Origin of the sequence: Siccirubricoccus phaeus, assembly GCF_008360935.1 — a bacterium.
Classification (GTDB): Bacteria; Pseudomonadota; Alphaproteobacteria; order Acetobacterales; family Acetobacteraceae; genus Siccirubricoccus; species Siccirubricoccus phaeus.
Map to the genome: position 1 here is coordinate 74,553 of NZ_SRXO01000009.1, position 15,009 is coordinate 89,561.

Sequence of the window (15,009 nt, forward strand, 5' to 3'; positions counted from 1 at the left end):
GGGGCCTGCGCCGGTCGGCACCGCCCGAGGCGTCCCCGCGCGGGCCGGGCCTCAGCGCGGCGCGGTGCCGGCGCCCGGTCACATCGCCGCGGCCACCGCCCGCACCAGGTCATGCGGGTTGTCGTGCAGCGCCGCGACGCCTACCTCGGCCAGCCGCGCCCGCGCTTCCTCCAGGGAATAGCCGCGCAGCGCCGCATGCCCCGCGGCGATCCCGCAGAAGAAGGGCTTGGTCGGTGGAGTCGCCGCCAGCGCCGCGGCCAGCGCCTCGACGCGCGCCTTCAGCCCGCGGGAGGCGAGGGTGGTGAAGAACATCACCGCCTTCACCTCCGGCCGCTGCGCGATCTCGAAGGCCAGGGCCAGGCGGTCCGGCATGGTCTCGGCCGGGCCGCCATTGGCATTGTCCATGAAGCAGGCGGAGGGGCAGCCGGCATCCGCCAGCAGATCCAGCATCAGCATGCCGAGCCCCGCCCCAGCGGTGATCTGCGCCACCGTGCCGCCCGGCAGCTCGACGAGCTGGAAGCCGAGATCGCGGGCGCGGCGCTCGAGCGGCGTCAGCGCGGCGTCCTCCAGCGCCGCGGAGAGCGCCGGCGCGGCATGGCGGAAATAGGCTGCGTCGTCGCGCACCGCCTTGGCGTCGCAGGCCACCAGCGCGCCCTCCGGCGTCACCGCCAGCGGGTTGATCTCCAGCAGGTCGAGATCCTCGGCGCGCATGATGCGGGCGAGGCGCAGCGCGAAGCGGGCCAGCCGCGCCGCGAGGTCCGGCGGGAAGCCAGGGCGCAATATGGCGAAGGCATCCTCCAGCACGCCCGGCGCCTCGGGCTCGACCGGGCCGCGCAGCAGCGCGCCGGCTTCCTCCACCTCTACCCCGCCTTCCGGCGCGCAGAGCAGCTCGATGCTCTGCGCTGTGCCGTCGATGCGCAGCGCGAGGTAGATTTCCCGCGCCATCGCGACGCTCTCTTCCAGCAGCAACGGCGCCGCCGGGTCGCCGAGCGCGGCGCGGATCTCCGCCGCATCCCGCGCCGCGTCCTTTGTGCGGCGCACAAGCCCGCGCTTGCCGCGGCCGCCTTCCAGGATCTGCGCCTTCAGCACGCCTTCGCCGCTCAGCGCGCCGTGCTGCGGCGCACCCAGTCCGCCCGGGTGCGGCGCACCCGATCCGCCCAGTTGCGCCGCGTCTGATCCGCCCGGCTGCAACGCACCTGATTCGCCGGTGTGCAGTGCACCCAATCCGCCAGTGTGCAGTGCACCACGCGGCACCGCCACGCCATGGGCGCGCAGCAGCGTCTTGCCATCATGCTCCGCCAGTCGCACGCTCGCCTCCCGATGACCGCACCCTTCCTTGCCAGCTTCCCCCGTCGCGTCGTGGTGTTCAACCCGACAGGCCGCTATGCCCAGGCGCAGGTCGCCGCCATGCGGGAGGCGGGGACCAATCTGGTTGCCGGCATCGCGCTGGGGCGGGGCGGCGGCACGCTGGACGGGCTGCCCCTCTACGACGATATCCGCGAACTGCCGGAGCCGGCCGATGCCGCGGTGATCTACACCCCGCCGGAGGGCGTGCTGGATGCGGTGCGCGCCGCCGCCGGCATTCCCTCCCTCGTCGTCGCGGCGGAATACGTTCCGGTGCATGACAGCCTGCGCGCGGCCCGGGCGGCGCGGGAGGCCGGCTCCTGGCTGGTGGGGCCGAATACCCTCGGCCTCTGCATCCCGGGGGAGGGGCTGCTGGGCTCCATCGCGCCCTCCTTCTGCATCCCCGGCCGCGTCGCCGTGCTGTGCCGCAGCGGCACGCTCACCCTCACCATGGCGCGGCTGCTGACGGCCGCCGGCATCGGCCAGCGCGCGGTGATGCATATCGGCGGCGACGCCATCGCGGGCCGCAACCCGCATGAATATGTCGAGGCCCTTGTCCAGGATCCGCGCACCGCGGCCGTCCTCTATTGCGGCGAGATCGGCGGCGACAAGGAATACGCGCTGGCCGAGGCGATCCCGGCCTGCCCCAAACCCGTTATCGCCATGCTGGTCGGCCGCCACGCCCCGGCGGAGAAGCGCATGGGCCATGCCGGCGCGCTGGTGGGCGGCGCGCGGGAATCCGCCGCGGCGAAGCTGGCCGCGCTTTCCGCCGCCGGCGCCCGCACGGCGCGGGACCCGGAACAGGCGATCGCCCTGCTGAAGGAGGTGCTGGCATGAGCGACGTCCCGACCGAGGAGGAAATGGCCGAGATCGCCGGCACCGCCGGGGAGGGCGCGCCGCGGATCATCCTCTGCGAATGCTTCGCCCGGGACGGGTTGCAGCATGAGGAGCGGACCGTCCCGGCCGAGGCGAAGATCGCGATGATCGAGCGCATCGCCACCTGCGGCTTCCGCCGGATCGAGATCACCAGCTTCTCCCACCCCACCCATGTGCCGCAATTCGCCGATGCGGAGCAGGTGCTGCGCGGCGTGCGGCGCCGGCCCGGCGTGCTGTTCAAGGCCACCTGCCCCAACCCGCAGGCGGTGAAGCGGGCGCTGGCGGCGCGGGAAGGCGGCTGGGGGCCGGAGGAGATCTCGCTTCTTGTCTCCGCCAGCGAAGGCCATACGCGGCAGAACCTGCGTCGCTCCCGTGCCGAGCAATGGGCCAATGTGGCGGAGATGGCGGCGCTGGCGCGCGATGCCTTCGTCATGGTTGGCACCATTTCCGTCGCCTTCGACTGCCCCTTCGATGGCCCCACCGCGCCGGAGCGGGTGCTGGAGGATGCGCAGCGCTTCGCCGAGCTCGGCGTGACGCGGATCGCGATCGGCGACACCATCGGCAGCGCCACGCCGCCGCGGGTGCGCGACCTGATCGGCTGGCTGCACGGGGCGCTGCCGACCGCGACCTTCATCGCGCATTTCCACGACAGCCGCGGCACCGGCCTGGCCAATACCCTGGCCGCCATCGAGGCCGGGCTGACCCATGCCGATACCTCGCTCGGCGGCACTGGCGGGCATCCGGCGAAGATCGCCTATGGCGAGGGTTTTACGGGCAATACCTGCACCGAGGACCTGGCCATGGCCCTGGCCGCCATGGGCTACGAGACCGGGCTGGACCTGGCCGCGCTGCGGGAGGCCGGGCTGGCGGCGGAAAAGCTGCTGGGCCGGTCCCTCGGCAGCCGGACGCTGCGGATGGCGGCGGGGTAGGGGGCTCCGCCCTCGGGCCCCGGCAGGAGGCGCTGCCCCCGCCGGGGAGGGGACCTCTCCGGGACGCCGGTGCGAGTCGGCAGGTGCCCTACGGGCCCAAAACACCTACCGGGGGCCGCCAGGGAGCCCCGCTTCAGGCCTCCGCGCGGCGGCGGGGCGGGGCCTGTCCCGGCTGCGCCCGCAGCAGGGTCAGCGCGGCATCCCCGTCCGCCACCAGCCGCGGCAGCAGCCTGGACAGGCGGCGGAAGGCAGGGCCGGTCAGCCCGGCGAAGAAGGTATCGTTCACCAGAAGCTGCACCGGCACCTGCTCGGCCAGCGCGGCGCGGCCCCGCGCGCTGAGCGACAGCACCACCCGCCTGCCATCCCCCGGATGTCTGCCCTTTTCCACCAGACCCAGCCGGTGCAGCCGGTCCACCTCCATGGTGGCGAAGGCGGGGGAGACGTGCAGATGGGCGGCCAGGGCGGAAATGCCGGGGGCGACGTCCTCCGCCTCCAGATGGGCGATGGCGATCAGCACCGTATAGGCCGCGCCGGGCAGGCCGAGCCGGGCGGCGAAGCCGCTGCGGATGGCCTCCAGCCGGGCGGCGAAGGCCAGCAGCGCGTGGATGAAGACGCGGAATTCGCGGTCCGACCCGCCCGGGCGGAGGGCGGGGCGGCTGATATGGGTGGGCATGGACCGTTCCGTGGGCAGTCGTTCAGGAGCTTAAATATTTACGGTCGCGGATGGCAAGGGGCCAGGCCCGCCTCTGCCCCGGCGGAGCACGGCACGCGGATTGCTTTCCCCGATCAGCTTCAGGGGATCGGGCGATGGTCCGGCATCGGCGGAATATGATGAAGGCCCTGGCGGGCATCGCCCCGCCCGCCGCCCGGGCTATGGCCCCCGGCCCGGCCAGCTGCGGCCCGGCCGGGCCGCACGCAGGGCGGGAGCCGCAGCCGATGCGCCCCGGGGCGATGCCTGCACCGAGCCCATGGGCATCGCGGCCGCGCCTGGGGGGCTTTACCCGGGCGCAAAGCTGGTCCCAGGATCAGGCCCCCGTCCATTTCGGGTAATCACGATTTGTCATCTTTTCCCTACCCGGTCCGGCTGCTGCTCGGCACCGGCATCGGCGCCCTGGGCGGCGCCCTTTTCGCCTGGCTGCACCTGCCGCTGCCCTGGCTGGTCGGCGCGCTGGTGGCGGTAGCGGTGGCGCGGATGGCGGGGCTGCCGGCCGAGGCCTCCCGCCTCGCCCGGAATTACGCCATGGGCGTGGTCGGGCTGGCCCTCGGGCTGTACTTCACCCCGGCGACGGCGGCGGTGATGCTGGCCAACCTGCCGCTGCTGGTGGTGGCGGCGCTGGCTACGCTGATGGTGGGCGGGGCGCTGGCCCTGGTGCTGGCGCGACTCGGGCGGGTGGACATGGCCACCGCCTGGTTCGCCTCCATCCCCGGCGGTGCCGCGGATATGGCGATGCTGGCGGAGGGCTATGGCGGGCGGCCGGTGCCGGTCGCCGTGGCGCAGCTCTTCCGGGTCTGCGGCGTCGTCATCCTGATGCCGAACATCATGGCGGCGCTCGGCCTGCATGGCGACCATCCGGCCATCGCCGCCAGCCTGCCCTTCAGCCTGCCGGGCTTTATCCTCTTCTACGCCGCCGGCGCGCTGGCTGGGCTGGGGCTGACGCGGCTGGGGCTGAAGGCGGGGTGGCTGCTGGGGCCGCTGGCCTTCGGCGCCCTGCTCACCGCCTCCGGCCATGTGCTCTCCGGCGTTCCCACCTGGCTGTCCGCCGGGGCGCAGGTCTTCCTCGGCGCCCAGCTCGGCAGCGCCTTCACCCGCGGGGTGTTCGGCCGGGTGCGGCATTTCCTGCCGGCGGCGCTGCTGCATGTGGTGCTGCTGATGGCAGGCTGCGCGCTGGTGGCGCTGCTGCTGGCGGCGATGCTGGGCAAGCCGCCGGGGGCGCTGCTGCTGGGCACCGCGCCGGGCGGCGTGGCGGAGATGAGCCTGACGGCCAAGACGCTGGGGCTGGATGTGGCGCTGGTGGTCAGCCTGCATGTGGTGCGGATTTTCCTGGTGGCGCTGCTGACGCCGCCGGTCTTCCGCCTGCTGCATCACCGCCCTGGGGATGCGGCGGCGCCCGGGGAGTGACTCTCTCCCCATGACGTTGCTGCGCAACGCCATGGGGGCGCCGGATTCGCTGGGGGCCTGAGGTGTCGCACAGCCTGCCGCGGCAGGGCAGCGGAAGGCGTGGGTCGGCGCGGGAGGCTGCAGGCCCGGCGATGGGCGCGGTGACGGCCGTACGGATGCTGGTTCCGCCCGCCGGCCCGCGCGTCCCGCAGGGCCTTCGCCCTTCCGCGGGGCGGCGGACAGGCCGCACCCGGCAAGGCCCGCCCATGGCACGACCCGCGAAGGATTGACCGCAGCGCAGCGCCCCCGCATGCCAGAGCTGGCGCCGCCGCGGCCAGGCCGCGCGTCGCCGATGGAGTCGAGGAACCCGCCACCCGGGCCTGGGTGCGCGGCTGAGGAGCGATCGTGGATGGAACCTTGGCAACTCACCGCCTCGGCGGCGCGCGCGAAGCTGCGGGAGGGCAGCCTGACGGCGGAGGCCCTGCTGCGCTCCTGCCTGGAGCGCATCGCCGCGCGCGAGCCCGTGGTGAAGGCCTGGACCTTCCTGGACCCGGTCGCCGCGGTCGCGAAGGCGCGGGAGGCGGACAAGGCGGATCTCCGCGGCGTGCTGCACGGGCTGCCGATCGGCGTGAAGGACATGATCGAGACCGCCGACATGCCCACCACCTACAACTCGCCGATCTACCAGGGGCTGCGGCAGGGGCGGGACGCCGCCTGCGTCGGCATCGCGCGCGGCGAGGGGGCGGTGATCCTCGGCAAGACCGATACGGTGGAATTCGCCGCCGCCGGCCGCCGGGCGATGACGCGCAACCCGCATGATCCGGCGCGGACGCCGGGCGGCTCCTCCTCCGGCTCCGCCGCCGCCGTGGCGGATGGCATGGTGCCGCTGGCCTTCGGCACCCAGACCGGCGGCAGCACCATCCGCCCCGGCAGCTTCTGCGGCGTCTATGCGATGAAGCCGACCCACGGCGTGGTGAACACGGAAGGCGCCAAGCGCTATTCCCACACGCTGGACACCATCGGCTGGTATGGCCGCTGCCCGGCCGATCTGCGGCTGCTGGCCGAGGCCTTCCGGCTGTTCGACCTGGACCGGAATCTGGGCAAGGGGGTGAAGCAGCTCCGCATCGCCCTCTGCCGCGGCCCGAATTGGCATCTGGCGGCGCCGGAATCCCAGGCGGCGCTGCTGCTGGCCGGGCAGCGGCTGGAGCAGGCGGGGGCGGCGGTGGAGGAGCTGCAATTGCCGCAGCCCTTCGAGGGGGTGACGGAAGCCCAGCGCGTGGTGCTGCTGGGCGAGGGGCGCGGCGCCTTCCTGCAGGAATATCTGGCGGATCACGCCCGGCTGCATGCGGATTTCCGCGACCGCGTCGAGAATTTCGCCGGCATCACCGCGGCGCGCCAGGCCGCCGCCTATGACCTGGCGGCGGAATGCCGGAAGCTGTTCGACGCGCTCTTCCCCGGCTTCGATGCGGTGCTGACGCCGGCGGCGGTGGGCGAGGCGCCGCTCGGCCGGCAGGATACCGGGAACCCGGTGTTCAACAGCATGTGGACGCTGCTGCATGTGCCTTGCGTGGGCATCCCCTGCACCACCGGGCCGAACGGGCTGCCGGTGGGGGTGCAGATCGTCGGCCCGCGCTTCGGCGACGCGGCGCTGCTGGATGTGGCGGCGCTGGCGGCGCCGGTGATCGATCCGGACTTCGCCGGCTAGTGTCCTGCCCGCGAAGTTCGGGCCGCTAGAAGCGGGTGGCGTTGGTGCCGAGAGGGGGCGCCGCCCCCTCTCGGGCTCTCCCCCGCCAAAGGCCGAAGGGCCTTTGGAAACCATGAGTTTTGCGCTTCGACCGACGGGTCCGGACTCAAGGGTTCAAAGGGCCCTTCGGCCCTTTGCGGGTGGGAGCTCGAGGGAGGGCAGCGCCCTCCCTCGACACCCTCTCAACTCTCGTGCAGCGTTCCGCACATGCAAGCAGGCGAACCTTCGCTGGTGACGCTCTCCGGCGTCGCCAAGCGCTACCTCACCGGCACGCTGGCCCTGCGCGACGTCTCCCTCGCCATCGGCGCGGGGGAGTTCCTGGCCCTGCTCGGCCCTTCCGGCTGCGGCAAATCCACCCTGCTGCGCATGATCGCCGGCCTCACCGTCCCCAGCCAGGGCCGCATCGCCTGGCCCGGCGGCCCGCCCGGCGCCCGCGACATCGGCTTCGTCTTCCAGGAGCCCACGCTGATGCCCTGGGCCACCGCCCTGGCCAATGTCGCCCTGCCCCTGGAACTCGCCGGCATTCCGCGCCGCGAGGCCGAGGCCCGCGCCGCCGAGATGCTCGCCCGCGTCGAGCTGAAGAGCTTCGAGCGCGCCTATCCCCGCGCCCTTTCAGGCGGCATGCGCATGCGCGTCTCCATCGCCCGCGCCCTGGTGACGAAGCCACGCCTGCTGCTGATGGACGAACCCTTCGCCGCCCTCGATGAGATCACCCGCTTCCGCCTGAACAACGACCTGCTGGACCTCTGGCAGGCGGCGCGCTTCACCGTGGTCTTCGTCACCCATTCGGTGTTCGAGAGCGTCTACCTGGCCCGCCGCATCGCGGTGATGGCGGCGCGTCCCGGCCGCATCACCGCCGATCTCGCCATCGAGGAACCCTACCCCCGCGGCGAGGTCTTCCGCACCTCCGCCGCCTATGCCGCGCATTGCCGGGAGGTGTCCCTGGCGCTGGAAGCCGCGATGGCGGCGCGCGCGGCATGACGGAGGAAGGGCCGCCGCGCCTCGGCCTGACGGCGGAGGGCTGGACCCGGCTGCTGGCGCCGCTCGCCATCGGGCTGGCGGTGCTCGGCCTGTGGGAGGGCATCACCCGCTGGAAGGGCATCCCGCCCTATGTCCTGCCCGGCCCGGTGCTGATCGCCGAGACGCTGGTGCGGGACTGGGCGCCGCTCAGCGCCTCGCTCCTCGTCACGCTGAAGATCACCGCCCTCGCCTTGCTGGTCGCCGCCGCGCTGGGCCTGATGCTGGCGGTGCTCTTCGCCCAGTCGCGGGTGGTGGAGCTGTCGCTGTTTCCCTATGCCGTCATCCTGCAGGTGACGCCGATCGTCGCCATCGCGCCGCTCATCATCATCTGGGTGGACGACATCACGCTCTCCCTGCTGATCTGCGCCTGGATCGTCGCCTTCTTCCCCATCCTCTCCAACACCACGGTCGGGCTGAACAGCACGGACCACAACCTGCTGGATCTGTTCCGGCTGTATCGCGCCAGCCGCTGGCAGGTGTTGTGGCGGCTCAGGCTGCCGACGGCGATGCCTTTTTTCCTCGCCGGGCTGCGCATCTCCGGCGGGCTGGCGCTGATCGGCGCCATCGTCGCGGAATTCGTGGCGGGGACGGGGGGGAATGCCTCGGGCCTCGCCTACCGCATCCTGGAGGCGGGATTTCAATTGCAGATCCCCCGCATGTTCGCGGCGCTGGTGCTGGTCTCGGCGACGGGCATCGCGATCTTCCTGATGCTCAGCCTGATCTCCCATCTGCTGTTGCGGCGCTGGCATGAAAGCGCGCTGGGCAGGGGGGAAAGGCGATAGGCGCCTGCGCGGGTGCCGGCGCGGGCGGGGAGCGGCCAGCGGCAACGGGATGCGGGGTTGCGCCGGGGCCACACCTGTCAGGCCGTTGGCGCCAGGCGGGACGGGGCTTGCCCCGGCGGGGCGCCGCGGCGCAGGCTGGCCCGCATGGATGCCGCCGCCCTGCGCCGAAGCGCCGAAACCGATGCCGCGCCGCCCCCGGGCCTTACCCCGGCCCTGCGGGCGCTGTGGTGGGACGCCAGGGGCGACTGGCACGCGGCGCATGAAGCCGCGCAAGCCGGCGAGGATGCCGACAGCGCCTGGGTCCATGCGCTGCTGCACCGGCGGGAGGGCGATCTGGCGAATGCCGATTACTGGTACCGCCGCGCCGGGCGCCGCCGCCCGGCCGGGCCGCTGGAGGCGGAATGGGCCGCCATCGCCAGCGCCCTGCTGGGCGGTTAGAGCGTGATCGGTTGAGGTCGAATCGACCGAAACCGTGAATCACGCGACCCAACAATGGAGCCCGAGCGGGATGGGTGAGCGCAGCTCAACCAATCCCGCTCCAGGGAGCCGCGGCCGGACGACGGATATCGGCGGCTGCATCTGGCGCCGCCGGAACCGCGGCGCGCCGATACGCCCACGCCAGATGAACGCCCGGCACGGCACTGCCGCCGGCCGGCCGCCGGCTGGCGGCCACCGGCCGTCGCCCGGCCCGACGCCACTACCCCCGCCCGCAGCCCCCCGGCAGCCGCTTTCCACCCCGTTCCGGCGAACCCGCGGCGTCCTGCGGCGCTGCTCTTTCCGGTCCCGCCGGCCGGCGGCGGGGCGCGGCCTGGCGCCGGCCTTTCCGGCCGAGGGCCATGCCCTTCTCCCGGCGCAATGGCGGAAGGAACCCCCGAGGCATGACGGAGACGGCAGCGGCGACCGGGCAGCGACAGCAGGATCTCGCACCGCCACGCCCGGCCCGGCCGCTGCCCCTGGCAGTGGATCTGGACGGCACGCTGCTGGCGACCGATACGCTGCATGAGGGGTTGGTGGCGGCGCTGTTCCGCCAGTTCTGGGCCCTGCCGGGCGTGCTGGCCGCCCTGCCGCGCGGCCGCGCCGTCTTCAAGCGGGAGGTGAGCCGCATCTCCCCCTGCCAGCCCGGCGCGCTGCCCTTGCGCTGGGGGTTCGTCGAATGGCTGCGGGCGCAGCGGGCGGCGGGGCGGGAGCTGCATCTCGTCACCGCCGCTGATCAAAGCGTGGCGGATGCCGTGGCGCGGCAGCTCGGCCTGTTCGAAAGCGCAACGGGAAGCGATGGCGGGCGCAATCTCGGCGGCCGGAACAAGGCGGATTTCCTCTGCCGGCGCTTTCCCGAGGGCTTCGCCTATGCCGGGGACAGCCGGCTCGACATGCCGGTCTTCGCCGCGGCGCAGGAGATCGTGCTGGTGGCGGCGCCTGCGGATGTCGCCGATGCGGCGCGGCGCCTGCACCCGTCCCCCCTGGCGGAATTCCCGGCCGAGCCGACCCGCCTCGCGGATTGGCTGCGGGCGATGCGGCTGCATCAGTGGACGAAGAACGCGCTGCTGCTGGTGCCGCTGCTGCTGGCGCACCGCTTCGACGACATAGCCGCGCTGCTGGCCTGCCTCGGCGGCATCATGGCGCTCGGGCTGATCGCCTCCGGCACCTATCTGCTGAACGATTTGGCGGATCTGCCCTCGGACCGGGCGCACCGGGCGAAGCGGGCGCGGCCGATCGCCGCCGGGCGCATCCGGCCGCTGCATGCCCTGGCCGGGGCGGGGCTGCTGCTGCTGCTCGGCCTGGGCGGGGCAGCGCTGCTGGGCCTGCCGATGCTGCTGGGGGGGCTGGCCTATATCGCCGTCTCGCTGGCCTATTCGGCGCGGCTGAAGCGGGTGCCGCTGCTGGACACGCTGGTCATCGCCGGGCTGTTCACCCTGCGCCTGGCCCTCGGGGTGGAGCTGGCGGAGGTGCCCTATTCGCCCTGGCTGATGGGGTTTGCCGGCTTCTTCTTTCTCTCCCTGGCCCTGGCCAAGCGCCATGGCGAGCTGATGGAGGCGCGGGACGGGCCGCCCGGCGCCCTCAGCCGGCGCGGCTGGGAGGCGGATGACTGGCCGCTGAGCCTGGCCTTCGGCGCCGCCTCGGCCATGGCCGCCTTGCAGATCATGCTGCTCTATGTGGCGGATGAGGTGCAGCCTTCGCGGCTTTATGGGCGGCCGGGGTTGCTCTATGTGGCGCCGCCGCTGCTGGCGGTGTGGCTGGCGCGCATCTGGCTGCTGGCGCATCGGAAGAAGCTGCGGGAGGACCCGGTGGTGTTCGCGCTGCGCGACCGCTGGAGCTGGCTGCTGGGGGCGGGCATCGCGGCGGCGCTGCTGCTGGCGCTGTAGCTCCTCGCCGGGGCGGCCACCGGTCGGGCGGGGCTTCGCGCGACAGCATCCCCCCTCCATCGAGGGGCCGGCGGGGAATGCTGCAGGTCTTTGTTTGGGCGTGTAAATTGCTCCGGTCAGGTGATTCCACCTGATCGGCGTTTGCTCTAGCTTCGGCACCGTCACATGGCCGGGGCTGCCGCTGATGAACCCGTTCTGGAGCCGCCTCGCGCGCGGGCTCTCGCCCTATGTGCCCGGCGAGCAGCCGCGCCGCGGCGAGCTGGTGAAGCTCAACACCAACGAAAGCCCGTTCGGCCCGTCGCCGCTCGCCCTGGACGCGATGTGTGCCGCCGCGGCCGACAGCCTGCGGCTCTACCCCGATCCGGAGGCGACGGAGCTGCGCGAGGCGCTCGCCGCCCATCATGGCGTGAGGCCGGAACAGGTATTCGTCGGCAACGGGTCGGACGAGGTGCTCGCCCACGCCTTCGCCGCACTCCTGCAGCAGCCGGCGCCATTGCTGTTCCCGGACGTCACCTATGGCTTCTACCCCGTATGGGCGGGCATGTTCGGCCTCGCCTGGGAAACCGTGCCGCTGGACGGTGCGATGCGCATCAGGATCGAGGACTATCGCCGCCCGGCGGGATCGATCGTGATCGCCAACCCCAACGCACCCACCGGAATCGCGCTGCCGCGGCAGGAGATCGCCCGGCTGCTCGCGGAGCATCCCGGCATCCCGGTGCTGATCGACGAGGCCTATGTCGATTTCGGCGGCGAGAGCGCGGTTCCGCTGATCGCCGACCATCCGAACCTGCTGGTCGTGCAGACGATGTCGAAGTCGCGCGCCCTGGCCGGCCTGCGCGTCGGCTATGCGCTCGGCGATGCCGGGCTGATCGAAGCGCTGCGCCGCGTCAAGGACAGCTTCAATTCCTACCCGCTCGGCCGCATCGCCCAGGCAGGCGCGACGGCGTCGGTGCGCGACGAGGCCTATTTCCGCGCAAGCTGCGCCAAGGTCGTCGCGGGCCGGGAGGCAATGACGCAAGCGCTGGTCGGGCTCGGCTTCGCCGTGCTGCCATCGAGCGCGAATTTCATCTTCGCCCGGCATCCGGCGCTTGGCGGGCCGGAATTCGCGGCGGCGCTGCGGGATCGCGCGGTCCTGGTCCGGCATTTCGGTGCGCAGCGCGCGGCACCCTATCTTCGTATTACCGTCGGCACGGCAGACGAGGTCCGGCGGCTGGTCGCGGCGGCGGCGGATATCCTGCGGATCCGGAGCGGGGGCGGTTGAGCGTCGTGCACCCGGTCCCGCTCCTTGTCCGGTTGCACGATCACGGTTCCGGTCGATCCGACCTCAGCCGATCACCCTCGAGCAGCAGGCGCGGCATGCCGGTCGCGCAAGGCTCCGGGCCAGGGGCGAGCCCGCGCGACCCCGCCGGCAAGGCACCGTTCCCGCCCGGCTGGCCGAAAGCGCCTTCGCCTTTCGTTCGCTCGGCACCGCCGGGCGCATGATTTGCGCGCCGGGACGGAACGTCTTTCGCCGGTCGGCGTCTTTGGCGCTGGAAATGGGTGGGGGTTGTGCATGCCGGGGGATGAGACGCGCCGGGACCGACCGATGGGGCGGGACGCGGCTTGAGCGTGGCCGTCGAACCGCCGAAACCCGGCCCGGCCCCCCGGCCGGAGCTGTGGAAGCCGCTCGCCCTGCAAAGCTGGGGGCGGATGGCGGCGGCACCCTGCCTCGCCGCCCGCCCGGAAAGGCTGCGCGAATTGCAGGCCGCCCTGGCCGCGCCGGGCGGCCGCGCCCTGCTGCCGCGCGGCGCCGGCCGTTCCTATGGCGATGCCTGCCTCAACCCCGGCGGTGCGGTGGTGCTGACGGAGCGGCTGAACCGGCTGCTGGCCTTCGACCCCGCCAGCGGGTTGCTGCTGGCCGAGCCCGGCGTCACCTTCGCCGATCTGCTGCGCATCTTCCTGCCGCGCGGCTTCCTGGCGCCGGCCTCGCCCGGCACCGCCTTCGTCACCCTGGGCGGCGCCGTGGCGCATGACGTGCACGGCAAGAACCAGCATCTCGCTGGCAGCATCGGCGAGCACATCGCCTGGTTCGACCTGCTGCTGGCGGATGGCAGCACCAGCCGGGTCACGCCGGAGAGCGACCCCGCCTTGTTCCGCGCCACCATCGGCGGGCTCGGCCTCACCGGCATCCTGACCGCCATCTGCCTGCGGCTGGAGCCGGTGCCCTCCAACGCCCTGCTGGTGCGGCGCCAGCGCGTGCCCGACCTCGACGCCTTCCTGGCCGGCTTCGAGGCGAATGCCGCCGCCCCCTATGCGGTGGGCTGGATCGACGCCCTGGCCCAGGGCGCCGAGCTCGGCCGCGGCGTGCTGGAAGTGGCCGGGCCGAGCCCGGAGGGCCTGCCGGACCGCCCGGCGAAACCCCGCCGCCTGCCCTTCGACCTGCCGGGCTTCGCGCTGAACCGCCTCAGCATCGCCGCCTTCAACGAGCTGTACTGGCGCCGCGCCCCCGCCCTGGCCGGGGAGGAGCGCGTCGCCTATGAGCGCTTCCTCTACCCGCTGGATGCCATCCTGGACTGGAACCGGCTCTACGGCCGCGGCGGCTTCCACCAATTCCAATGCGTGCTGCCCTTCAGGGAGGGCGAGCCGGCGCTGCGCCGCCTGCTGGAGACCATCGCGGCAGGGGGCAATGCCTCCTTCCTCGCCGTGCTGAAGGCGATGGGGCGGGAGGGGGTGGGCATGCTTTCCTTCGCCCGGCCGGGCTATTCCCTGGCGCTCGACATCCCCGCCCGCCCCGGCAGCGCCGCGCTTTTCGCCGCGCTGGAGCGCATCACGGTGGAGGCGGGGGGGCGGGTCTATCTGGCGAAGGATGCCTGGCTCTCGCCCCAGGGTTTCGCCGCCATGTACCCTGAGGCGCCGGAATTCCAGGCGGTGCGCGCGCGGGTGGACCCGGATGGCGCCTTCTCCTCCGGCCTGTCGCGCCGGCTCGGCCTCGGGTGAGCGGCATGGCGGCAGAGACCTGGCTGATCCTCGGCGCCTCCTCGGCCATTGCCCGCGCCTTCGCGCAGGAGGCTGCATCCCATGGCGCCGCGCTGCTGCTGGCGGGGCGGGACATGCCGGATCTGGAAGCCCTGGCCGCCGATCTGCGGCTGCGCCACGGCGTGGCGGCGACGCCCCTGGCCTGGGATGCGGCGGAGCTGGCCGCCCAGCCCGGCTTCGCCGCCGCCTGCGCCGAGCGGGCGCCGGGGGTGCTGAACCTCTTCCTCGCTGCCGGCGCCATGCCGGACCAGGCGGCGGCGGAGGCCGACCCCCGCCTGGCCGCCGCGATGTGGGCGGTGAACGTGACCGGGCCGGCGGCGCTGCTCGGCGCCTTCGCGCCCATCCTGGCGGCGCGGAAGGCGGGGCGGGTGGTGGCGCTGGGCTCGGTCGCCGGCGACCGGGGGCGGAAGCGCAACCATCTCTACGGCGCCAGCAAGGCGGCGCTGGCCACCTTCCTGCAGGGCTATGCGGCGCGGCTGGCGGGGGAGGGGGTGGAGGTGCTGTGCGTGAAGGCCGGTCCGGCGGATACCGCCATGACCTGGGCCCTGCCGAAGCTGCCCTTCATGGCCCAGCCCGCCGCCATGGCGCGGGCCATCTGGCGCCGGGCGGCAAAGGGGGGCGGGGAGGCCTATGTGCCGCCGATCTGGTGGCCGGTGATGACCATCATCCGCCTGCTGCCGCGCCGCATCTTCAACCGGCTGGATTTTTGATTCTTTCCCCACGGCGCCGTGGGCCCCCGGAGAGTCGCCCGTGACGCCTGGCCTCGCACAGGCTGCCACGGCAAAGCCGCGGCAGCGCAACGGCGGCGCCGGCTTCGGCATGGCGCCTGACGGCGGCAGGT

Annotated in this window: 13 protein-coding genes; 11 read left to right on the forward strand and 2 right to left on the reverse strand. The window is 73.1% G+C overall.

Going from position 1 to position 15,009, the window contains the following annotated elements:
- Positions 1–78: 78 nt before the first annotated feature.
- Positions 79–1,308, reverse strand: coding sequence for an ATP-grasp domain-containing protein (locus E5N76_RS14285; RefSeq protein WP_149537987.1), 1,230 nt, complete (start codon positions 1,306–1,308; stop codon positions 79–81).
- 12 nt (positions 1,309–1,320) lie between these two features.
- Here E5N76_RS14285 and E5N76_RS14290 point away from each other — a divergent pair, with 12 nt between their 5' ends.
- On the forward strand, positions 1,321–2,181 hold the full coding sequence (locus tag E5N76_RS14290) for a CoA-binding protein (RefSeq protein ID WP_187830169.1): 861 nt from the start codon (positions 1,321–1,323) through the stop codon (positions 2,179–2,181).
- Positions 2,178–3,149: a hydroxymethylglutaryl-CoA lyase gene (locus E5N76_RS14295; protein WP_235907709.1), complete on the forward strand. Its 972-nt coding sequence runs from the start codon at positions 2,178–2,180 to the stop codon at positions 3,147–3,149. Before E5N76_RS14290 ends, E5N76_RS14295 begins: the two co-directional genes overlap by 4 nt.
- A gap of 133 nt (positions 3,150–3,282) precedes the next feature.
- On the opposite strand, the gene E5N76_RS14300 is transcribed toward E5N76_RS14295, so the two are convergent.
- Positions 3,283–3,822, reverse strand: coding sequence for a MarR family winged helix-turn-helix transcriptional regulator (locus E5N76_RS14300; protein ID WP_149537989.1), 540 nt, complete (start codon positions 3,820–3,822; stop codon positions 3,283–3,285).
- A gap of 384 nt (positions 3,823–4,206) precedes the next feature.
- On the opposite strand from E5N76_RS14300, the gene E5N76_RS14305 reads away from it, so the two are divergent.
- The 9 genes from E5N76_RS14305 to E5N76_RS14345 all read left to right on the forward strand — a co-directional run bounded on the left by E5N76_RS14305 (position 4,207) and on the right by E5N76_RS14345 (position 14,878).
- Entirely contained in the window at positions 4,207–5,268 is a 1,062-nt protein-coding gene (locus tag E5N76_RS14305) for an AbrB family transcriptional regulator (protein WP_187830170.1), read from the forward strand.
- Between the two features lie 388 nt (positions 5,269–5,656).
- Positions 5,657–6,952, forward strand: coding sequence for an amidase (locus E5N76_RS14310; RefSeq protein ID WP_149537991.1), 1,296 nt, complete (start codon positions 5,657–5,659; stop codon positions 6,950–6,952).
- A gap of 246 nt (positions 6,953–7,198) precedes the next feature.
- Positions 7,199–7,972 (forward strand): ABC transporter ATP-binding protein, encoded by a 774-nt coding sequence (locus E5N76_RS14315; RefSeq protein WP_149537992.1) that lies wholly within the window; start codon positions 7,199–7,201, stop codon positions 7,970–7,972.
- Entirely contained in the window at positions 7,969–8,793 is an 825-nt protein-coding gene (locus tag E5N76_RS14320; RefSeq protein WP_149537993.1) for an ABC transporter permease, read from the forward strand. The genes E5N76_RS14315 and E5N76_RS14320 overlap by 4 nt, the downstream gene beginning before the upstream one ends.
- 144 nt (positions 8,794–8,937) lie before the next feature.
- A complete protein-coding gene (locus tag E5N76_RS14325) occupies positions 8,938–9,231 on the forward strand; it encodes a hypothetical protein (RefSeq protein WP_149537994.1) in 294 nt (97 codons plus the stop codon).
- A 440-nt stretch (positions 9,232–9,671) separates the two neighbouring features.
- On the forward strand, positions 9,672–11,153 hold the full coding sequence (locus E5N76_RS14330; RefSeq protein WP_187830171.1) for a UbiA family prenyltransferase: 1,482 nt from the start codon (positions 9,672–9,674) through the stop codon (positions 11,151–11,153).
- Between the two features lie 184 nt (positions 11,154–11,337).
- Complete coding sequence (hisC, locus tag E5N76_RS14335; protein ID WP_149537996.1) at positions 11,338–12,414, forward strand: histidinol-phosphate transaminase; 1,077 nt, start codon at positions 11,338–11,340, stop codon at positions 12,412–12,414.
- A gap of 347 nt (positions 12,415–12,761) precedes the next feature.
- Entirely contained in the window at positions 12,762–14,129 is a 1,368-nt protein-coding gene (locus E5N76_RS14340) for an FAD-binding oxidoreductase (RefSeq protein WP_207791980.1), read from the forward strand.
- Between the two features lie 5 nt (positions 14,130–14,134).
- A complete protein-coding gene (locus E5N76_RS14345) occupies positions 14,135–14,878 on the forward strand; it encodes an SDR family NAD(P)-dependent oxidoreductase (RefSeq protein WP_149537997.1) in 744 nt (247 codons plus the stop codon).
- Positions 14,879–15,009 lie beyond the last annotated feature (131 nt).